This is a genomic window from Pseudomonas sp. NPDC090752, assembly GCF_055584805.1.
Genome location: NZ_JBVJLI010000013.1, coordinates 1 through 21,631, shown reverse-complemented (window position 1 = coordinate 21,631; position 21,631 = coordinate 1). Strand labels below are relative to the sequence as shown.

Annotated in this window: 16 protein-coding genes and 2 pseudogenes; 8 read left to right on the top strand and 10 right to left on the bottom strand. The window is 60.9% G+C overall.

The features are described from left to right. Positions 1-130 precede the first annotated feature (130 nt). From ACZ6YA_RS17765 to ACZ6YA_RS17740, 6 genes are all read left to right on the top strand, one after another. On the top strand, positions 131-1,795 hold the full coding sequence (locus ACZ6YA_RS17765; RefSeq protein ID WP_465898413.1) for a choline dehydrogenase: 1,665 nt from the start codon (positions 131-133) through the stop codon (positions 1,793-1,795). 19 nt (positions 1,796-1,814) lie between these two features. After that, positions 1,815-2,084, top strand: a complete 270-nt coding sequence (locus tag ACZ6YA_RS17760; protein ID WP_465898412.1) for a cupin domain-containing protein — start codon at positions 1,815-1,817, stop codon at positions 2,082-2,084. A 91-nt stretch (positions 2,085-2,175) separates the two neighbouring features. Then, the gene (locus ACZ6YA_RS17755) at positions 2,176-3,069 is read left to right on the top strand and encodes a glycine betaine ABC transporter substrate-binding protein (RefSeq protein WP_465898411.1); all 894 of its coding nucleotides are present in this window, start codon (positions 2,176-2,178) and stop codon (positions 3,067-3,069) included. Then, positions 3,066-4,391, top strand: coding sequence for an MFS transporter (locus ACZ6YA_RS17750; RefSeq protein WP_465898410.1), 1,326 nt, complete (start codon positions 3,066-3,068; stop codon positions 4,389-4,391). Before ACZ6YA_RS17755 ends, ACZ6YA_RS17750 begins: the two co-directional genes overlap by 4 nt. Before the next feature lie 188 nt (positions 4,392-4,579). Further along, positions 4,580-4,900 (top strand): transcriptional regulator, encoded by a 321-nt coding sequence (locus ACZ6YA_RS17745; protein ID WP_465898409.1) that lies wholly within the window; start codon positions 4,580-4,582, stop codon positions 4,898-4,900. Next, positions 4,887-5,201: a helix-turn-helix domain-containing protein gene (locus ACZ6YA_RS17740; protein WP_400799488.1), complete on the top strand. Its 315-nt coding sequence runs from the start codon at positions 4,887-4,889 to the stop codon at positions 5,199-5,201. The genes ACZ6YA_RS17745 and ACZ6YA_RS17740 overlap by 14 nt, the downstream gene beginning before the upstream one ends. 147 nt (positions 5,202-5,348) lie before the next feature. Here the strand turns inward: ACZ6YA_RS17740 and ACZ6YA_RS17735 are convergent. From ACZ6YA_RS17735 to ACZ6YA_RS17700, 8 genes and pseudogenes are all read right to left on the bottom strand, one after another. Next, positions 5,349-6,966: pseudogene (locus ACZ6YA_RS17735) on the bottom strand (type VI lipase adapter Tla3 domain-containing protein). Between the two features lie 41 nt (positions 6,967-7,007). Beyond that, entirely contained in the window at positions 7,008-7,277 is a 270-nt protein-coding gene (locus ACZ6YA_RS17730; RefSeq protein WP_465898408.1) for a PAAR domain-containing protein, read from the bottom strand. 3 nt (positions 7,278-7,280) lie between these two features. Next, positions 7,281-8,834, bottom strand: coding sequence for a type VI lipase adapter Tla3 domain-containing protein (locus tag ACZ6YA_RS17725; RefSeq protein WP_465898407.1), 1,554 nt, complete (start codon positions 8,832-8,834; stop codon positions 7,281-7,283). Between the two features lie 109 nt (positions 8,835-8,943). Next, positions 8,944-9,207: pseudogene (locus ACZ6YA_RS17720) on the bottom strand (PAAR domain-containing protein); the annotation flags it as partial. A 2-nt stretch (positions 9,208-9,209) separates the two neighbouring features. Further along, positions 9,210-10,892: a type VI lipase adapter Tla3 domain-containing protein gene (locus tag ACZ6YA_RS17715; protein ID WP_465898406.1), complete on the bottom strand. Its 1,683-nt coding sequence runs from the start codon at positions 10,890-10,892 to the stop codon at positions 9,210-9,212. After that, complete coding sequence (locus ACZ6YA_RS17710; protein WP_465898405.1) at positions 10,889-12,913, bottom strand: T6SS effector phospholipase Tle3 domain-containing protein; 2,025 nt, start codon at positions 12,911-12,913, stop codon at positions 10,889-10,891. The genes ACZ6YA_RS17715 and ACZ6YA_RS17710 overlap by 4 nt, the downstream gene beginning before the upstream one ends. Next, positions 12,910-15,456 (bottom strand): type VI secretion system Vgr family protein, encoded by a 2,547-nt coding sequence (locus tag ACZ6YA_RS17705; protein WP_465898404.1) that lies wholly within the window; start codon positions 15,454-15,456, stop codon positions 12,910-12,912. The genes ACZ6YA_RS17710 and ACZ6YA_RS17705 overlap by 4 nt, the downstream gene beginning before the upstream one ends. A 128-nt stretch (positions 15,457-15,584) precedes the next feature. Further along, positions 15,585-16,862, bottom strand: a complete 1,278-nt coding sequence (locus tag ACZ6YA_RS17700; RefSeq protein WP_465898403.1) for a Y-family DNA polymerase — start codon at positions 16,860-16,862, stop codon at positions 15,585-15,587. A 135-nt stretch (positions 16,863-16,997) separates the two neighbouring features. Here ACZ6YA_RS17700 and ACZ6YA_RS17695 point away from each other — a divergent pair, with 135 nt between their 5' ends. Beyond that, entirely contained in the window at positions 16,998-18,203 is a 1,206-nt protein-coding gene (locus ACZ6YA_RS17695; protein ID WP_465898402.1) for an MFS transporter, read from the top strand. Here ACZ6YA_RS17695 and ACZ6YA_RS17690 read toward each other — a convergent pair. Continuing rightward, positions 18,198-18,629, bottom strand: coding sequence for a LexA family protein (locus ACZ6YA_RS17690; protein ID WP_465898401.1), 432 nt, complete (start codon positions 18,627-18,629; stop codon positions 18,198-18,200). The two genes, ACZ6YA_RS17695 and ACZ6YA_RS17690, sit on opposite strands and share 6 nt — an antisense overlap. Before the next feature lie 102 nt (positions 18,630-18,731). Here ACZ6YA_RS17690 and ACZ6YA_RS17685 point away from each other — a divergent pair, with 102 nt between their 5' ends. Then, positions 18,732-19,421: an SOS response-associated peptidase family protein gene (locus tag ACZ6YA_RS17685; protein ID WP_465898400.1), complete on the top strand. Its 690-nt coding sequence runs from the start codon at positions 18,732-18,734 to the stop codon at positions 19,419-19,421. A gap of 123 nt (positions 19,422-19,544) precedes the next feature. Here ACZ6YA_RS17685 and ACZ6YA_RS17680 read toward each other — a convergent pair whose 3' ends face one another. Beyond that, a complete protein-coding gene (locus ACZ6YA_RS17680; RefSeq protein ID WP_465898399.1) occupies positions 19,545-21,362 on the bottom strand; it encodes an ABC transporter ATP-binding protein/permease in 1,818 nt (605 codons plus the stop codon). Positions 21,363-21,631: the final 269 nt, after the last annotated feature.

The following is a 21,631-nucleotide window of genomic DNA, read 5'->3' as shown; positions in this document are numbered from 1 at the left end:
GTTTATGCCCGTCTTATTTTTTATTCGATACCCCCCTGCTCCCGCCGTGGATAGATTGGCTGCGTCGAGTGCGTGCCCTGCCACCACCGACGCCCCTGACTGGCTTGGCCGTGTGTGCTGGAGAACGACAATGAAAGCCGAATTCGATTATGTAATTGCTGGCGCTGGCTCGGCGGGTTGCGTGCTGGCGCGCAGGCTTTCCGATGCGGGCCATCAGGTCCTGTTGCTGGAAGTGGGCCCCTCCGACAAATCCTGGATCATCCGCATGCCCGCCGGGTTGCGCTCGGCGTTCAAGCCGACCTCGAAATACAACTGGTGGTACTACACCGAAGAACAGGCCCACCTCAACCAGCGCAAGATCCAGCAGCCACGTGGGCGTGTGCTCGGCGGCTCGTCATCGATCAACGGCATGACCTGGCTGCGCGGGCATCCGCTGGATTACGACGGCTGGCAGGCGCAAGGTGCCGATGGCTGGGGCTGGGCCGATTGCGCGCCCTATTTCAAGAAGATCGAGTCGAGCGCGATCGGCGGCACGCATCGGGGTGACAACGGCCCTATCCGCGCCCAGCGGCAAGAACGGCTCAGTCCGCTCAATGCCGTGTTTCTTGAAGCGGGACAGCAAGCAGGCTTCAACTTGACCGACGACGTGAATGGCTATCGTCAGGAAGGGGTTTCGCGCTTTGAAATGAGCGTGCGTGATGGCATCCGCAACAGCGCCGCCTATGGCTATATCCACGCGATGGGCGCACATCCCAATCTGACCCTCTGGTTGGGCTGTGAAGTGCAGCAAATCAACATCGAAAGCCGCAACGCCACGGGTTTTCGCGTCATCTACCAAGGCCGTGTGATCGAGGTGCGTGCACGCCGTGAGTGCATCGTCTGCTGCGGCGTGTTCGGCTCTGCGCAGCTGTTGATGTTGTCAGGTATCGGCCCCGCCGATCATCTGCGCGAGCACGGCATTTTCCCGAAGGTGGACCTGCCAGGGGTGGGTGAAAACCTGCAAGACCACCTGGAATGCCATATCCAGATGGAGACCAAGGAGCCGCTCTCGCTTAACCGCGAACTGCAGTACCACCGCATGCTGTGGGCCGGTCTTCAGTGGTTCGGCTTCAAGAAAGGCGTGGCTGCGGTCAACCAATGTCACGTCGGCGCCTTTCTCAACAGCTCGCCGAGCACGCCCCACCCTGATATCCAGTTCCATTTCTTCCCCGTGTTCTTCGACAAGAACTGGATACCCGTCAGCACCACCTACGGCTACCGCATTGGCGTCGGCCCGATGCGCCCGACCAGCCGTGGCTCGGTGAAGCTACGCAGCGCCAAAGTGTCGGATCCATTACGCATCGACCCGAACTACATGGCCACCGAAGAAGATTGGCGGGTGATGCGCGAGGCCATGCGCCTGGGCATCGAGGTAGCCGAACAGCCAGCCTTCAAACGCTTCAACCACCGCGAGGACACCCCCGGCCGACACATCCGTACCGGCAAGGCCCTCGATGCCTTCATCCGCGAAGACGCCGCCAGTGCCTACCACCCCTGCGGCACCTGCAAGATGGGCAGCGCCGACGACCCCATGGCCGTGGTCGACAACCACCTGCGCGTAATAGGCATTCAAGGGTTACGCGTAATCGACGCATCGGTGTTCCCAACTGTACCGAGTGCCAACATCAATGCCGCCACCATCATGCTGGCAGAAAAGGCCAGCGACCTGGTGCTGGGCAAGCCGGCATTGCCACCCGAAGCGCTGCCCTACCACAGCCAACTCACCCCAGGCGCCCTCTACAAAGTATCTGCCTGAGCGCTACAGGAGAACCTCCATGACCACCATCATCAAACGCCGCGCATCCCCTGCAGAGCAGGCCAGCAGCCAGGGCTGGGCATTGTGGGAGAGCGGCGACACCGACCGTTTTGCGTATCAGTATGACCAGGACGTGCAGTTCGTCGTGCAACGCGGCGAAGCGGTCATCCATAGCCATGGCAATCCACCCGTAGCCATCAACGTCGGCGACCACGTGACCATTCACAAAGGCGTGGATGGCTTATGGGCCATCAGCGTACCAGTGGTGAACCGTTACCAGTATCTGTGAGGTTTTTCCCAGTCCCGGCCAACGCATAACAACAAAGGACAGCGCCAATCATCAATCTGCCAAACCCAACTACAAGAAATGGAGATGCCCGATGATCCCGAACATTTTCGCTACCCGCACCGCTTGCCGCTGGGCAGCGGGCCTTGCGCTCGTCTCGCTGGCCACGTTGGGCCAGGCCGAGGAAAAGACACCCGTGGTGGTCGGCTGGGTCAACTGGGCCGACGCCGAAATCACCACCAAACTGGCCAAGCTGGCCCTGGAAGACCAACTGCAACAGCCCGTAAAACTGGTAATGGCCGACATCGGCATCCAGTTCCAGGCCCTGGCCGCCGGCAAGGTCGACATGATTCCCATGGCCTGGCTCACCTACAGTCACAAGCCCTTCTGGGACAAGTACAAAGACAAGCTCGAAGACCTTGGCGTGTTGTACGAAGGCCGTCTAGGCCTGGCGGTGCCTGCCAGCATTGCGGGAAGTGAAGTCAAGAGCATCGAGGACTTGAACAAGCCAGAGGTCCGCGCAAAGTTCGCTGGCAAGATTCTCACTTCGGAAGTGGGCAACGGCCAGTACAAGACCGCCACTCGCGCCATAGCCGACTACAAGCTCGACGGCTACAAGTTGGTCGCCTCGTCCGAAACCGGCATGCTCAACCAGTTCGACCGCCAGCTCAAACGTGACCAGTGGGCATTGCTCAATGCCTGGAGCCCACATTGGATGTTCTCCACCTGGCCGCTGCGCTATCTGGACGATCCGAAGGAGGTGTACGGCAAGGCCGAGCAGATCCACGCCGTGGCGCGCCAGGGCTTCAGCCAGGATTTCCCGCAGGTGGCCACGTTCTTCGCCCACTACAAGCTTCCCCTCAAGGACCTTGAGGGGATGATGAAGCAAGCGCGGGAAACCTCTGCCGACCAGGTCGTCGCCGCTTACTACGCCGCGCACAAACCGACCTTCACCGCCATGTTCCAGCCCGCGGCAAGCCAGCCATGAGTGCTCAGACGTCCATTGAAGACGTACCCCTGAACCCGTTTCATCGACGCCTCACGATCCGCTCGGGGGGAGGTTCGTTCGTCGACGGCTATGTCTTGAGCATCGTCGGCGTGGTGATGCTGCAGATGTCCGCAGCGTTACAGCTCGATGGCTTCTGGGAGGGCATGATCGCGGCATCGGCGCTGCTGGGAATCTTCTGCGGCGGGTTCATTGGCGGCTGGCTGACGGATGTATTCGGCCGCAAACGCATGTTCTTCGTCGGCCCAGTGATCTTCGTCCTCGCCTCTGTCGCGCAATGCTGGGCAGAAAGCGCGCTGGCGCTGTTCCTGTGGCGACTGCTGATCGGCATCGCGGTGGGCATCGAGTACCCCGTGGCGACGGCCATGCTGGTCGAGTTCCTGCCCAGGCGACATCGCGGGCCAAGGTTGGCGGCGCTGGCGCTGCTGTGGTTCGTGGGTGCGGCCTGCGCCTACGTGGTGGGCGAATCGATCCTGCGCAGCGGCGCCGAACACGCCTGGCGCTGGGTGCTGGCCAGTGGCGCGGTATTGGGCGCGGTGCTGTTCCTGCTGCGCCTGGGTACGCCTGAATCACCCCGCTGGCTGCTGAGCAAAGGGCGACAGCAGGAAGCGCAGAAGATCATCAAGCAGATTTATGGGCCCGACTTTTCTCTCGCCAATCTGCCGGAGCAGGCGCAGGCGCGCAAGCTGCCACTGCGTGCCCTGCTGCACTCCGGCTACGGTAAACGGATGCTGTTCGTGGTGGTGTTCTGGACCTGCTCGATCGTCCCGGTGTTCGCCGTCTACGCTTTCGCGCCCAAAGTGCTGGCGGCGCTCAAACTGACGGGAGACTTCGGCTCGATCAGCTCGGTGGCGATCACCCTGTTCTTCGTCATCGGCTGCCTGATTGCCACGCGCCTGATCAATACCGTGGGGCGGCGCAACATGCTGATCTGCAGTTTCCTGTTTTCCGGTCTGGCCTTGCTGGGGCTGGGTGCCTATAACGCCAGTTCCGGTGGGATGATCCTGCTGTTCTTTTCGCTGTATGCACTGTTTATCGGCGGCGCTCAGGTGCTGACGCTGGTTTACCCGAACGAGATCTTTCCCACGGAAATGCGCTCGATGGCGGTTGGGATCGGCACCTCCTTCTCTCGCGTCGGGGCGGCTGCCGGAACGTACCTGGTGCCGGCATCGCTCAGCGGGATTGGGGTGGCCAACACGATGTATGCGGCGGCGGCGATTACGTTGGTCGGGCTGGTGGTTTCATGGCTGTATGCGCCGGAGACGAATGCGCTAAGCCTGCAGGATGCGGCTGCGCTTGATTGACGAGCGTTGTGGGGGGAACTGTCTTGCCCGAGGCTTCTAAGCCTCGGGCCATTTCTATGGCCGCAGACTTGCCTCCTCTTCAATTTCGGAACAATCCGCCTCTTCAGCAACCACTCGATACAACCTTGTACTTCTTGATATTCACCCTACCCAGCAAAATATCTACGTCAAAGACGTAGGGATGCAGTATGCTGACGATCATTGAGGCACCACTTTTCTCAAGACAATGGCCCGATTACTGGACCACAGAAGAGCACGGGGCATTCATGTCCTACCTTGCAAATGAACCTGGTGCCGGCGCAGTGATTCCCGGTTCAGGTGGATGCCGCAAGCTGCGCTGGAGCCTGGAAGGCAAAGGCAAGCGAGGAGCGGTGCGGGTGATCTACATGTCCCAGCTTGCCGACGGTTCGTTGGTTGCCCTGCTGATTTATTGTAAAAGCGCCGCTGAGAACATACCCGCGCACGTGCTGCGCAAGATTGCGAAGGAGCTCAACCATGCCCCTGACTGAAAAAGAACTGATGCTGCGCGATGCTACCCGCAACATTGGCGAAGAATTGCTGGAGTCCATCCGCGATGTGAAAGCGGGCCGCTATGGCGCAGTGCACCAGGTGGAGGTCACCGAAGCAGCCGAGGCTCGGAGCAGGACTGGGCTTTCTCAACTGAAGTTCGCCGAGTTACTGGGCGTATCGGTGCGTACACTTCAAGAGTGGGAGCAAGGGCGGCGCATGCCATCGGGGGCTGCTCGGTCGCTTCTGCATATCGCGGCTTCTCGCCCGGATGTGTTTCGTGAGGTTCTTCAGGCTCGTTGATCGGCTTTCGATCCTCATCTCACTTCACTCCGCTACCTGAAAGGGCCGCACTGGCGGCCCTTTCTGCACGCTCGTACCCCTATTCCATTCCTTGAAGCACAGTGAATCGCCTCTGGTTTTCACTGGCGCAGATCGGATGGTTCATGGCTAGGATCGTCCGACACTTGGCAGGCCATACTTGAAGGGGTCGGCGCCACGGTTCTGCTGGTTCTTCGCTTTGCGGGCCTCATCTGGCGGGCTGATCATCTGCACGGTGAGGCTGCCGTCGCTGCCGGCGTACACCACGGCACTGGCACCGCCGTCATGGTAGCTGGCGATGGTGGCCAGGTTGATTTCCACCAGCGCGCTGCTGACCCCGGTACTGCCCAGGCGTCGACCGATATCATAGCCCTCGTCGACATTGCCCACGTCCAGGCCTTGGCCATCGGTGTTGAGGCTGTGCAAAGCATTGGTCAGGGCGATTTCTGCTTCAGTGTTGTTGGTGGTGTCGTAGAACACGCGCACCGGTTTTTGCCCAGCGGGCAAGGTGTCGAGGGCCTTGAGCCAGCCCGCCTGCAGGGCCTTGGCCTGCAACGCGGGTTTGAGGCGCTTGCCGTGTTCGTCCTGCATTGAGACCTTGATCGGACGGTGCAGGTAGCCCAGCACCGGTGCGGCGTCGAACTCTTTCAGTTGGTGTTCGGCCCAACGTACGGGCAGCCAGGGGGACGGTTCGAAATGGCCCGGGCCGCGGTTGTCGATGGTTTTCCACAAGTTGGGTAGTTGCGCTTGCCAGTAGGCGGTGGACATGGTGGTCGGGCCCATCAGGATGTTAACGCCTTTGGCATGTTCGGCGGCTTCATACCACTCCATGAATGCCTTGCTTCGATCCCAATAAAACGCCCACAACTTGCCAAAGTCAGTTTTTTTGTCCTGATTGTCCTCGGCGTCACGAGTGACGAAGGGGCGAATGTAGCGGTCCACTCGGTCCGAGCGCGTGACTAGCAGGCCAGTCGCGTTTTCGTAGATCGTCGGGACCACGTGGCCATTCTGCAATCCCGGTGTGCCGGGTTTGCGATAGCCATTTCGTATCACATCACCGTCTCGGCTTGCGATCAAAGCCTGTGGCACCTTGGGGTTATCGTCAAGAAACGTGAACAGTCGCTCGATCATGCCTTGCGCATGAGTTGTGCTTTGATCGTCTTGCCACAGAAATTGGGTAACACCCAGGGTCGCAGCATTACGCCCTGTAGTGATTAGGCCCGACGCAGTGAAGTCGGCATCATAAGGAGCAGGCGGCCCTAGCGCAAACACCGGGATTGGCCAGTAGGCCACTGCTTCACCTGCCGAATTCTTGAATGCGATGCGGGCTTTGATACGTGCGGAGTTTTCCCTGGATGTTAATGATGGGTTGTAGTCTTTCGCGTCCTGCGGGTAGATTGAAGCGAAGTTGTCGTTTTTCTTTTTGATGAACTGCCAGATCTTGGACTGGCCATCTGTGTGAATTCCAAGTCCAACTCCCCGAATTTCCAGGGCGTAAGTTCGCGCTTGCGTGGCCTTCTGCTCGGCGTTTTTGGCCTCTATCTGGTTGCGATATTTCGCAAGCTCTGCCTTCTCACTTGCCAGGGCATTGCCCCACCAGTGAGTGCTAAATATCACCAGCAGCGAGCCGACAATTGCGGCAATGCCCCAGGCCATGACGGGTTTCATGTCGCGAAGTAGCATGTCGCATTCCTGTGCTTTTTTGGACAATCCAGCAGCGCCAGAGCACAAGTTGCACTCCGGCGATCCGCTGATGAGGTTCGAGGTCGGGCGGTCTGAAACTCGTGACTACTCGACGCTCACAGTCAGCGCATGGCTGGCCACGCCGTGGCACCCGCATGCCAGCCGATGGCCTTGCAGCACCACAGGCTTACCGTTCATTCGCCGGCTTGGATGCCCTTCGACAAAGGCGAAGACCCCTAGGTGGAGCGGGCAACTGGCCTTGTCGCCCAGCACCGCTGGCGTTTTGCCGTTGACGGTGTGGGTGCCAGCCAGTTGACATGACAGCACGCTGCCCCCACTGCTGGTGAGGTCGCCCAGGCAGATCGGATGGTTCATTGCCTAGGATCGTCCGACACTTGGCAGGCCATACTTGAAGGGGTCGGCGCCACGGTTTTGCTGGTTCTTCGCTTTGCGGGCCTCATCTGGCGGGCTGATCATCTGCACGGTGAGGCTGCCGTCGCTGCCGGCGTACACCACGGCACTGGCACCGCCATCGTGGTAGCTGGCGATGGTGGCCAGGTTGATTTCCACCAGCGCGCTGCTGACCCCGGTATTGCCCAGGCGCCGACCGATGTCATAGCCCTCGTCGACATTGCCCACTTCCAGGCTGTGGCCATCGGTATTGAGACTGTGCAAAGCGTTGGTCAGGGCGATTTCTGCTTCGGCGTTGTTGGTGGTGTCGTAGAACACGCGCACCGGTTTTTGCCCAGCGGGCAAGGTGTCGAGGGCCTTGAGCCAGCCCGCCTGCAAGACCTTGGCCTGCAATGCGGGTTTGAGGCGCTTGCCGTGTTCGTCCTGCATCGAGACCTTGATTGGCCGGTGCAGGTAGCCCAACACTGGCGCTGCGTCGAACTCCTTCAGTTGGTGTTCGGCCCAACGAACGGGCAGCCAGGGGGAAGGTTCGAAATGGCCTGGGCCGCGGTTGTCGATGGTTTTCCACAAGGTGGGTAGTTGCGCTTGCCAGTAGGCGGCGGACATGGTGCTGGGTGGTAATAGCACTTTATTGCCTTTGGCATGCTCGGCGGCTACATACCAATCGCCAAAGGCCTTGCTCCGGTCCCAATAAAACGCCCACAACTTCCCAAAGTCAGTTTTTTTGTCCTGATTGTCCTCGGCGTCACGGGTCACGAAGGGACGAATGTAGCGGTCCACTCGGTCCGAACGTGTGACCAGCAGGCCAGTCATGCTTTCGTAGATCGTCGGAACCACGTGGCCATTTTGCAATCCCGGCGTGGCGGGTTTGCGATAGCCGTTTCGCGTCACGTCACCGTCTTCGCTTGCGATCAAGGCTTGTGGCACTTTCGGGTTATCGTCAAAAAACGTGAACAGTCGCTCGATCATGCCTTGAGCATGTGTCGTGCTTTCATTGTCTTGCCACAAAAACTGGGTAACGCCCAAGGTCGCGGCGTTACGGCCTGAGTTGATCAGGCCTGCTGCACTGTAGGCGCTGTCGTAGGGGGCGGGCGGTCCCAGCGCAAACACCGGGATTGGCCAGTACGCTACTGCCTCACCTGCCGAGTTTTTGAATGCGATACGGACTTTGATGTTTGCGGAGTTTTCCCTGGATGTTAATGACGGGTTGTAGTCTTTCGCGTCTTGCGGGTAGATCGAAGCGAAGTTGTCGTTCTTCTTTTTGATGAACTGCCAGATTTTGGACTGGCCATCTGTGTAAATTCCAAGTCCGACTCCCCGAATTTCCAAGGCGTAGGTGCGGACTTGGGTGGCTTGTTGTTCGGCGTTTCTGAGTTCCATCTGGTTGCGATAATTGGCAAACTCTGCCTTCTCGTTTGCCAGGGCATTGCCCCACCAGTGAATGGCGAAGATCATCAGTAGCGGGCCGACAATAGCGGCAATGCCCCAGGCCATGACGGGTTTCTTGTCGCGTATTACCATGTCGCATTCCTGTGCTTTTTTAGGCAATCCAGCAGAGCCAGAGCAAGCTGCACTCCGGCGATCCGCTGATGAGGTTCGAGGTCGGGCAGTCTGCAACTCGTGACGACTCGACGCTCACAGTCAGCGCATGGCTGGCCACGCCGTGGCACCCGCATGCCAGCCGATGGCCTTGCAGCACCACAGGCTTACCGTTCATTCGCCGGCTTGGATGCCCTTCGACAAAGGCAAAGACCCCTAGGTGGAGTGGGCAACTGGCCTTGTCGCCCAGCACCGCTGGCGTTTTGCCGTTGAAGGTGTGGGTGCCAGCCAGTTGGCATGACAGCACGCTGCCCCCGCTGCTGGTGGGGTCGCCCAGGCAGATCGGATGGTTCATGGCTAGGATCGTCCGACACTTGGCAGGCCATACTTAAAGGGGTCGGCGCCACGGTTCTGCTGGTTCTTCGCTTTGCGCGCTTCATCTGGCGGGCTGATCATCTGCACGGTGAGGCTGCCGTCGCTGCCGGCGTACACCACGGCACTGGCACCGCCATCGTGGTAGCTGGCGATGGTGGCCAGGTTGATTTCCACCAGCGCGCTGCTGACCCCGGTATTGCCCAGGCGTCGACCGATGTCGTAGCCCTCGTCGACATTGCCCACTTCCAGGCTGTGGCCATCGGTATTGAGACTGTGCAAAGCGTTGGTCAGGGCGATTTCTGCTTCGGCGTTGTTGGTGGTGTCGTAGAACACGCGCACCGGTTTTTGCCCAGCGGGCAAGGTGTCGAGGGCCTTGAGCCAACCCGCCTGCAAGGCCTTGGCCTGCAATGTGGGTTTGAGGCGCTTGCCGTGTTCGTCCTGCATCGAGACCTTGATCGGACGGTGCAGGTAGCCCAGCACTGGCGCGGCGTCGAACTCTTTCAACTGGTGTTCGGCCCAACGCACGGGCAGCCAGGGGGACGGTTCGAAATGGCCTGGGCCGCGGTTGTCGATAGTTTTCCACAAGTTAGGTAGTTGCGATTGCCAGTAGGCGGTGGACATGGTGTAGGAGAGTGCTGGCGCTTTAGCGCCTTTGGCATGTTCGTCGGCTTTATACCAGTCTAGAAATGTCTTGCTCCGGTCCCAATAAAACGCCCACAACTTGCCAAAGTCAGTTTTTTTGTCCTGATTGTCCTCGGCGTCACGGGTGACGAAGGGGCGAATGTAGCGGTCCACTCGGTCCGAGCGCGTGACCAGCAGGCCAGTCGCGTTTTCGTAGATCGTCGGAACCACGTGGCCATTTTGCAATCCCGGTGTGCCCGGTTTGCGATAAGGGTCACGCGCCACGTCACCGTCCTGGCTCGCGATCAAGGCCTGTGGCACCTTGGGGTTATCGTCAAAAAACGTGAACAATCGCTCGACCATGCCTTGAGCATGGGTGGTGTTTTCATCGTCTTGCCATAGAAATTGGGTAACGCCTAAGGTCGCAGCATTACGCCCTTCATTGATCAGGCCTGCTGCTCTGTACCCTTTTGCGTAAGGGTCGGGCGGACCTAGCGCAAACACCGGGATAGGCCAGTATGCCACTGATTCACCCGCCGAATTTTTGAATGCGATACGGGCTTTGATGCCTGCGGAGTTTCTCCTGGAGGTTAATGACGGATTGTAGTCTTTCGCGTCCTGCGGATAGATCGAAGCGAAGTTGTCGTTTTTCTTCTTGATAATCTGCCAGATTTTGGACTGGCCATCTCTGTAAATTCCAAGTCCGACTCCACGAATTTCCAAGGCGTAGGTGCGGACTTGGGTGGCCTGTTGTTCGGCGTTTCTGAGCTCCATCTGGTTTCGATAATTGGCAAATTCTGCCTTCTCACTTGCCAGGGCTTTGCCCCACCAGTGAGTACCAAAGATCAGCAGCAGCGAGCCGACAATAGCGGCAACGCCCCAGGCCATGACGGGTTTCATGTCGCGAAGTACCATGTTGGATTCCTGTGCTTTGAGTTCAACAATCCAGATGAAGCTGAGCCAGAGCGCAATTAACACTCCGGCGATCAGCTGATAAGGTTTCAGCTTTGGCCGTGACTTAGGGGAGGGCGGGTAATCCTTCATCGATCGGCTCCACTATCAGCTGCTTTGGCTACCAAAGATGGTGGCGTCAGCGAGACGATGCTTGAAGGCGGGAATAGGCCAAATTGATAATAATCACTACTGGCATTAATTAAGTTTTGAGCTTCCTCGCTCAGTCGCGACCAAGCCGGTAATTCTTTGATTATCCCAAAGTACTGTTTATCCATCTTCCAATCCGCAATCGCAATCAACACCTCCCGCATATCCGGGTCATCAAGGCTGTGCGCCTGGCCAATAGCAATGTCCATCGCCGTCACCCAGCGCTGGTTTTCCGGGCTGCGCAAAACGGCCGAGTGGTAGCTGTTAGGGTCCATTTCTTTGGGATCTACGGACATCCTGGCCTGAATCTCATTAGGCGTCTCTTCGCGGTAAATGACGTAGTAGTCCTGATAATTCAATGCAGGATTGCCATACTCGAGCTGATGGCGCATGGCTGCAGTTTGGTCGCCGGGCTCTTTGCCGCTATTCCATCGGGCACGTTCTTTTTCCAGGTCGACCAGGAAAGGGCTGGTACGTACTTTGAACCATTTGAATTCGGCCACCGGGTTACCCAGCGCGGAGCGGATACTTACGTCATCGGGGCTGTCCAGGCCTGCCTGGGTGGGGGTGCCGGTTACCGCCTCGCCGCCGAACATTTGAGGCTCGTGGGGTGGGCTCAGAGGTTCGGCATTGATCAGAAGTTCCTTACCTTTTGCTATTGGCGCTTGCGAGGCCACGGCGCCGGCTGACCACCCGCCAGGGTAGCGGGGTTCCCCTTTGGCACGCAGCACCGTTTGTTGTATGGCGTCGCCGACCAGTACCGGCTTACCGTCGCGATGACGCTTGGTCCACAGGCGCTGGTAAAACCGCACGGACTGCAACGCCGCCATCGCCGGTTTGCCGTCCGGCAAGGTATTGGGCACCCCATACGTACCGATGCCATGCACGTCGTCCAGGGCGACCGTGGTGTCGTCCGGGCAGAAGTACAGGTAAACCTTGCCGCGATTATCACGCTCGGGAAAAACGGTGTAGTTGCCCACCGTGTCCCTGCGCGAGCCCTGTATGGGTGACCACCTGGGGCCCGTGCGACCGCCGTAGGTCTTGCTGTCCCTGAGTGCGGACAGCGGCGGCTGGGCGTGGGGTGCCTGGGTGACTGCGGTGGCGATGTTGATCAATGTGGCGAGTGTGTCATGGCCTTTGGGTGTGGCCTTGGGCAGCACACTGTAAGGCGTGTCCACCATGATCACGGTGTCGGCACAGCGTTGGCCCTTGTCGATCAACAAGGCCTGGGCCAGCAGGGTAATCAAGGTGCCTTGACTGTGGCCCATGATGGTAATGGTTTCATCAGGCGATACACGACGGATCTCACTGACCAGCATGGCCAGTCGCGTCGCCGCCAGCACAAAGTACCGGCGATGAGGCCCTTTACCCATGAACTGAGTGTTGGATAACGTGCCTTGCACTATTTGACGGACAAACTTGGCAAAGCCTTGGCCGTACATCTCCAGCAGGTTGTTGGTGGCATTTGCGAAGAACCCGCCGCCCTTGGCAAAGTGCCGGTCCAAGCGGTTTTCGAACACGTCCTGGTATTGGTCGCGCAGTTTGGTCGGGTCGTTATTCTGATCGCGCTTTATCTCGCCTGGCTCGGCGCGGTAACCCCAGTAGAACGGGATCATCAGGCTGCGGGTTTTGGGGTCGTCCGCGTCTCGCTGATAAAGGAAAGTGTCTGGATCGTCGAGTGTGGCTTTGTGATCCTCATCGAGTTCTTTAAGCGGGATTTTTTTTGCAGCACTGTAGTCAGCCCCATACCGCCCCGCCTTCAGATCAGGCCGATCCAGACGCTCATTCACTCCTTGGCACAACCCCGTCTCCACCGACTCGTATGAAGCCCCCGGGTCATTCACGCCGTGCAAGAAGATCACCACCCCTGGCAGGTCGGCGGGCACCTCCATTTTGCGTTCGGTACTGAAGTTGGGTACCAGCCGGGTGATGCTTTCAGCCACGGTATATTGATCGCCACTCATTGGCTGCCTCCTTTGCTGCGCAAGGCAGCCACTTGCGCCTGGTGCATCGCCTCGCGCTCGACGTGTTCGGTGAGCCCGCTGGCGTCGGTCAGGCCTTGCACAATGCTGCCGTCTTCAAGCTTGATCTGGTAGGCGTGGTCAACGGCCATTCGCACGCTGTCGTCGGCGTGCCCCGGGTAGTGGAAGGCCAGGCGTTGCGCCGCCGGGTCGCGGGTAAATGCCGGCACCTGGGCGCTGTCGGTTTTGGGGCCGACCCAGTCATGCTCGCTGGCATGGACGATCACCTTGCCCTGGCTGCCGATTTCGACACCGCCACCGATCTTGATATAGCTGCCATCATCGGCCACCAGGCGAATGGTGGGTGCGGTGACGACCACTTCGCCTTCTGCGGCCGACAGGTGCAGGTTCTTTTGCGCGTTGGCGGTGATGTCGTCTTCCTGGGCCTGGACCAGCACTTTGCCGCGGTTGGCAATGGCACTGATGCCCTCATCCTGGGCGAAGGCAGTGATGCCCTTGCCGGCTTGCAGGCGCATGGCGGCGCCGCTGGTCAGCTGCAGATGGTCCTGGGCGGTGGTGTCGTGGTTCGCACCGGCATAGTGGATTTGCGAGCGCGGTGTGGCACTGGCAATACCCGCCTCGGCCGCAACGGCCATGACCGGCTCGCCGGGGCTGTTGCTGTCGGGCGCTGGCCACTGTTTCAGCGCCTGGCTCAAGGCATCCATGCCCTCGCTGTGCACCGCTGCCCCGCCGCGCGCGGCGGCGGTTTGCCCGAGGCTTTTGAACAGCTCCCCACACTCGGCCAGCAGCTTGAGCAGCTCTTCGCGGTCCAGCTGCGCGCCCTTGGCGTCCTGCCGTGCATAGGTGGTCAGCAACAGCCCTTGGGCAGCGCGCACGGCAATCGCGGCGTCGGTGCGCAATTCGGCGCCGTTGCCACGGGCCTTGGCCTGGCCGTCGGTGCGTGGCTCGGTGAGTTTACCCAGGTTGAGCGCTGTGGCCTGGTGCGTGGTGCCGACGCGGGCACGCAAAGCCCCCGGTGTGTCATCGAACAACAGCTCGTTGAAACCGCGGCCCTTGTGCTCCTGGGTCTGGATGCCGGACAGCGCGCGGTTGCCTGGCAGGCCGGAGGCTTTACTGAAGCGCGGCGGCGTTTGCTCGGCGTTGTACAGCACCGAGGTCACCACGGGGCGGTCGATATCGCCTGCCAGGAAGGTAACCAGCACTTCCTGGCCGATACGGGGCAAGAACTGATGGCCGAAGCCACTGCCCGCGCTGGGCATCGCCACCCGCACCCAGGTGGTACCTTGCGGCAGGCTGTCGCCGCGCTGCCAGTGGAAGCGCACCTGGATCCGCGCCAGCTCGTCGGTGAAGACTTCTTCGCCCTCCGGCCCGACCACGATCGCACTGAGCGGCCCGTTGATCGTGGGGCGCGGTACGGTGATCGGGTGGCGGTAAGGGATGCGTTGGCGAATACAGACAAACTGGTTGTCGTAACCCGCAGGCTCATCCGAGAAATAGTTGTTGCGCCCCCGGTGCTCGACCGACAGGAGCAGGAACTGGCGGGCTTCTGCCGCACCGCCATCATGGTCGAAGTGCTGGGTCAGTTCAAAGGTGTAGCCTGGACGCATGGCCCGGCAGTTGCTGGTGCCGGTGAAGGTCTTGGCCTGGGCTTCAATGACCTCCAGGTGGCGACGGACCAGCGCCTCGCCCTCTTCAGGCAGGCGATGGCTGTAGGCGCCGAGAAAATCGTACACCTCGTAGGGCGCGACATCGCCCTGTTCATTGAGGCTGCCCATGTGGATGGGCAGCGGATTTCTTGGCTGCTTGTAATCGAACGTCTGGATGGCCATCTTGCCCGATTGCAATACCCGGTGGCTGCGCCATTGGGTGATCGCGTCACTGGTCTCGGTGACAAAGGCGCTGTGGTAGCGGATTTGCGGTTGTTCGGGCAACACCTGCAGCGCCTGGGATTCATCCGTGATGATCAGGCTGTGCCCGTCCGGGCCGTGATCGAAGTAGAAGAACAGGCCGTCCTGCTCCAGCAAGCGCAACACGAAATCCAGGTCGGTTTCGCGATACTGGGTGATGTAGCTGTGGGATTTGAGCGGCTTCTGCAGGCGAAACTCGAAGGTGCCCAGCCCGCTGTAATGCTCAAAAACCGTGCGGATGACCGTTTCAATGGTCTGCTCTTGAAAGATCCGCGAATCAATGCGGCGCGACAGCATCCACAGCCAGGGGCTCAGGGTCGCGCTGTAACGCGCCAGGCCGCCGTCGCTGCCCAGCAGGTTGAACCGGGTGATGTGGCCATGGATATAACGTACGCCGCCGTCGGCCAGCTCGATGTCCAGATGGGCAGGTTGGCCGATCAATGACTTGAGTTCGAGCCTGGCATCCTGGCTGATCAACGCCAGCTCGAAGCTGAACAGCGTGGATAACCCTTCATTGCCGCTGAAATGTTCCAGCAACAACGCCTGGTCATCGCGGATGGGGGTGGTGAGTGTGATCAGTCGGCGGTTTTGTGGTGAAAAAATCTTCGTCAATTCCATCAACGATATTACTCCCTGTAAAAACTAGCGGCGGAAAGTATCACAGGCTTCGGGAGGGTCACACCCATCGAGGCAAATCAGAGTTCGACAAAGTGTGACGATCGTTCCATTCGCAGCACTTTGCTCATTCAACCCCCAGCCACCCGCCACAACCCAGCCATCTGTGTCGTATACCCCGCACTCATCAACTCCCGCCGCATCGCCCACTCCGCCGCCGCCGGCACTGCCGCGCTGCGCAGCGTGCCCCGGCCCCAGCGCTCGTTGACCCCATCGATCACCCCCATCACCCGCTCCGCCTTCACCGTCTGCGTCGGCGCAAACAGGTCGTCCGTCACCTCGCCCCGCTGGCACAGGTCCATCAACAGCACCTCCGCCTTGCTGTAGCGAAACCCCTCGCGGTACACCCGCGCCACCGCCTCCAGCGCCATGCGCGTGAGCAGTCGTTCGTCATCGGTGGGGTATGGCAACTGCACTACCACGCCGTTGGCGTACTTGGCCTCGTCGGGGTTAAACATGCCGGTGCGGATGCTCACGCGCATGCGCCGCGCCAGCGAGCGCTGCTTGCGCAGTTTTTCGGCGGCGCGCATCACGTAGGTGGCCACTGCTTCCTTGATTGGCGCCAGCTCGGTCAGGCGCTGGCCGAACATGCGGCTGCAGCAGATTTCCTGGCGCGGCGGCTCCACTTCCTCCAGTTGCAGGCAAGGTGTGCCGGCCAGCTCGCGGGCGGTTTTTTCCACCACCACGCTGAACTGCTTGCGCAGGCTCCAGGGGTCGGCGTGCGCCAGGTCCCAGGCGCTGCGGATATCGAGGCCGCGTAAATGCGCGGTCATGCGGGCGCCGATGCCCCATACCTCGGACACCTCGCACTTCTTCAACACCCAGTTGCGCTTCACCGGGTCGCGCAGGTCGACCACCCCGCCACTGTGCGAGGCCCAGCGCTTGGCGGCGTGGTTGGCCAGTTTGGCCAAGGTCTTGGTACTGGCGATGCCGACGCCGACCGGGATGCCGGTGTGCTTGAGCACCCGGGCACGGATGTCGCGGCCCAGGCGGTCGAGGTCGCCGGGCATGCCGCTGAGGTCGGCAAAGGCTTCATCGATGGAGTACACCTCCACGGCCGGGACCATACCTTCGATCACCGTCATCACCCGTTGGCTCATGTCGCCGTATAGCGCGTAGTTGGACGAAAACGCCACGACGCCATGCTGACGCAGCAGGTCTTTCACCTGAAAGTACGGCTGGCCCATCTTCACCAGCGGCTTGGCCTCGGCGCTGCGGGCGATGACGCAGCCGTCGTTGTTGCTCAACACCACGATGGGCGTGCGCAGCAAGTCGGGGCGGAAAACACGCTCGCAGCTGGCGTAGAAACTGTTGCAATCGATCAGGGCAAAAACAGGTAACGGTTTCATCTGGCGGCATCACCAATACTGTACTTATATACAGTTAATCACGCCAGCGCGCCGCTGCCCCTAGCCACTCATCCGATTTGCATCCTGCGCGCCGGCTCCTACAGTTCGAACGTGGCAACACTGTCGAGGCCCGCGATGCGCAGCGTCGAAAAAACCGAACACACCCCCACGGTCAAGGCGCTGCCGAAGATTCCCCGCAGCGTCTGGGCGCTGGGTTTCGTATCGCTGTTCATGGACATTTCCTCGGAGATGATCCACGCCCTCTTGCCGCTGTACATGGTCACCGTGCTCGGCACCTCGGTGGTGGCGGTAGGCATTATCGAGGGCGTCGCCGAAGCCACCGCGTCGATCACCAAGGTGTTCTCCGGCGCCCTCAGCGACCGGCTGGGCAAGCGCAAGCTGCTGACGGTGCTGGGCTATGGCCTGGGCGCGCTGACCAAACCGGTGTTCCCGATGGCCTCGGGGCTGGACTGGCTGATCGGCGCGCGTTTCGTCGACCGTATCGGCAAAGGCATTCGCGGGGCGCCGCGGGACGCGCTGGTGGCCGACGTGACCCCGCCCGCGCTGCGCGGCGCGGCATTCGGCCTGCGCCAGGCGCTGGATACGGTCGGCGCCTTCCTCGGGCCGTTGCTGGCGATTGGGCTGATGTGGCTGACGGCAAGTCATTTCCAGACCGTGTTCTGGGTGGCAGTGATTCCCGCGTTCATTGCCGTGTACATCCTCGTGGCCTTCGTGCGTGAGCCGCACACACCACCGGCGGCACGCCCCGTGCGCGCACCGCTGGCACTGCACGAGCTGGCGCGCCTGGGCCCGGCCTACTGGCGGCTGATCGGCTTGGCCATGGTCTTCACCCTGGCCCGCTTCAGCGAGGCCTTTTTGCTGCTGCGCGCCCAGGACATGGGCCTGGCACCGCTGTGGGCACCGGCGGTGCTGGTGCTGATGGCGCTGGCCTACTCGCTGTCGGCCTACCCCGCCGGGGCGCTTTCAGACCGCGTGGGCCGCCGTGGCGTACTGATGATCGGCCTTGGGCTGCTGGTCGCCGCCGACCTGTTGCTGGCACTGATGCCGGGCTGGGCCGGGTTGGCCCTCGGGGTGGCGGCCTGGGGACTGCACCTGGGTTTTACCCAGGGCATCTTCGCCGCGCTGATCGCCGACAGTGCGCCGGACAACCTGCGCGGTACCGCCTTTGGCCTGTTCAACTTGCTGACCGGGGTGGCCTTGCTGGTTGCCAGTGTAGTGGCGGGGTTGCTGTGGGATGGTGTCGGCTTCCAGGCTACCTTCCTGGTCGGCGCGGGGTTGGCTAGCGCCACGTTGGCCGGGGTGACGTTAAGACCATCATGAGTGCGGGTCGTGGGTGCGCACACTGAAGGTCACTACCCCCCAGATCATGAAGTCGTCACCCTCCATGATGTAGCGTGGCGCGAAGCGCGGGTTTTCCGAGCGCAGCACCACGTCCCCACCGACCTGCTGCAGGCGCTTGCACAGCGGCTCGCCGTTGATTGCGGCGATCACGATATGACCATGGCGTGCGTCGATCGAGCGGTCGACCAGCACCAGGTCACCGTCGAAGATGCCAGCACCTTGCATGCTGTCGCCGTCTATCCTGACCAGATACATATGCGGCGCGCGCAGATTGAACAGCTCGTCCAGCGAGATGGGTTGCTCCATGTGGTCCGCCGCCGGCGACGGGAAGCCCGCCGGCACATGAAACAGGTAGCGCGACACGGCAGCGCTGCTGCCAGAGATGGGGCCCAGGATGGTAGTCATGACACGGCCTTTGAAAATAAACTGTACGCATATACAGTAATCGGTACGCCGGGCATCCGGCAATTTAGCTGTAGGAAATTTCGACAAGCGGGGGTACATACCATGTGCGGACGCTTCGCCCAGTATCAGGGCCTGGCTGACTACCTGCGTGAACTGGACGCCGAGCAGGATGTAATCAGCGGCTACGACAACGTGCCTATCGGCCGCTACAACGTGGCACCCGGCAGCCGTGTGCTGATTCTCCACAACGCCGCCGACGGGCTGCGCATCGACCCGTGCCACTGGGGCTGGGCGCCGTTCTGGGCCACCGGCAAACGGCCGGCGCCGATCAATGCGCGGGTGGAGACCGTGACCACCGGCAAGTTCTTCAAGGCCTTGTGGCCACAAGGGCGGGCCTTGGTCATGGCCGATGGCTGGTACGAATGGGTGATCGATCCACAGGACCCCAAGCGCAAGCAGCCCTACTTCATCCGCCTGAAAAGCCGGGCACCGATGTTCATGGCGGCACTGGCCGAGGTGCATGCGGGGCTTGAGCCGAACGAGGGAGATGGGTTCGTGATCATTACCGCGGCGAGTGATGAAGGGATGGTCGATATTCATGACCGGCGACCGCTTGTGCTGGGGCCAGCGGATGCGCGGGTGTGGATCGACCTCGATGTGCCTGCCGAGGAGGCCGAGCGACTGGCGCGTGAGCGGTGCCTGCCGGTGGAGGCGTTTGAATGGTTTGCAGTGGATAAGGCGGTGGGGAATGTGCGTAATGAAGGTGCAGAGCTGATCGTGATGCAGCCCTGAAGTTGCGTTATCTGTACCGGCCTCTTCGCGGGCAAGCCCGCTCCCACACGATAGCGCCGCATTCAAGGCCGACGCTGTACCTGTGGGAGCGGGCTTGCCCGCGAAGAGGCCGGGGCAAGCAACCTAAACCTGCAGCTCAACCTCCGGCCGTTGCTCCAACAGCGACCAACCGCCCTGCCCGTCCACTTCCAGCCGATGGGTATGGAACCCGGCCAGCGTGCTGCGATGCCCGACACTTACCAGCAAGGTTTGCGGCATCTCGTTGCGCAACAGCGAATACAGCGCATGCTCAAGCCCCTCATCCATCGCCGAAGTGGACTCGTCGAGAAACACCACCTGCGGCCGGTTGAACAGCACCCGGGCAAAGGCCAGCCGCTGCTGCTCGCCGATCGACAGGATATGCGACCAGTCGCAACTGATCGCCAGCCGCTCGGCCAGGTGCGCCAGGTTGACCTGACGCAGCGCATGCTGCATGCGCGGCTCGTCGTCCAATGTGCTGTCGGCCGGGTAGGCAATGGCAGTACGCAAGTCGCCCAACGGCAAGTACGGGCGCTGGGAGAGGAACAGCGCCTGGGTGCCAGTCGGCCGCCTGACCTCGCCCTCAGCGTAGGGCCACAAACCCGCCAGGGCGCGCAGCAAGGTGGTCTTGCCGCTGCCCGAGGGGCCTTTGATCAGCAGCGCCTGCCCAGCATGCAGGCGCAAGTCGAGGTCGGCGATCAGCGCGTGACCGTCGGGGCGCAGCACCTGCAGGCCGGCGATATCCAGGGCCTGGCCCTGCTCGTGAGTGTTGACCCGCGGCAGCGCGCTGGCCTGCTGGTTGGCATCGAGAAAGCCGGTCAGACGGTCGAGGGTGGCGCGGTATTGAGCGAAGGTGTCGTAGGACTCGCGGAAGAACGACAGCGCATCCTGCACCTGGCCAAAGGCCTGGGAAGTCTGCATGACATCACCGAGCTTGATTGCACCGCTGAAGAATCGCGGCGCCTGGAGGATAAACGGGAACACCACCGCGACCTGGCTGACGCCCAGGTTAAAACCGCTGAACTTCAGGTTCCGGAACACCAGCGCCCAGGCGTTGACGATCAGCGCGCCGAAACGGCCGAGCAAGGTGCCCCGCTCCACCTGCGCACCCTGGTAGAAGGCAATATTTTCGGCGTTTTCACGTAGGCGCATCAGCGCATAACGGAAGTTGGCGGTGAGCTTTTCGTTGAGGAAGTTCAGGCGAATCAACGGCCGCCCGAGGCGGAAGGCGATCCAGGTGGCGATCAGTACATACACGTACACCGCAAATACCATCGCCCGCGGGATCTCCACGTCAGCCACCGTCAGCGGCGCCGACAGCCCCCAGAGAATACCGGTGAAGGCGACCAGCGACACCAGCGCGCTGACTGCGCCGAGGGCCAACGATACCGAGTTGGTGACGTAGGCGTTGACGTCCAGTTCGATACGTTGGTCAGGGTTGTCCACCGGCTCGGCGAGGAACTGTCCACGGTAGTAGGCATCGCCGTGCATCCAGTCGCTTGTCAGGCGTTCGGTCAACCAGACGCGCCACTGAATGCTGAAAGCCTGGGTTACATAGAACGTGAGCAACGCGCGCAGCACGTGGATCGTTGCCAGTACCGCGAACACCCCGAGCAGGTACCAGAACGCGGTCTGATCGAGCGCTTGCAGGGCACTGTAGAAGCCGTTGTACCAGAACGAGAACAATACGTTCATACGCACCGAGAACAGCGTCAGCACCAGCAGCACGGCGAACACCAACAGTGGGCGCCAGCTGCGCCTGAAGGTGAAATAAGGCCCGGCGAGCTGCCAGAACTGGCTGCCCCAGCGCGTGTAGCGCACGGCCAAGGCAGCGGCGGCGGTGAAGCCGATCAACGTGATGAACGAGGCGATTGCAAGCCAGCTCAGGCTCTCTTGCAGGGCCTGGTGCCAGTTCATGTCCATGGTGGGTGTCCGTGACGAGTGTTTCCGCGAGCGTAGCATTGCGGTGGGATTTGACTGGCAAACATGACGGACATTTCATGTAGCCAGTGCCGGCCTCTTCGCGGGGCAAGCCCGCTCCCACAGGATGTGTACCTGGCCTGAAGTCAGGGATAACTCCTGTGGGAGCGGGCTTGTCCCGGGTACAAACCGAAGACATCGTTTACATTTCAAACCGGGGACATTGTTTACAGGCTAATACGCATGATCAGGAGGTATTTGATCATGCCCTG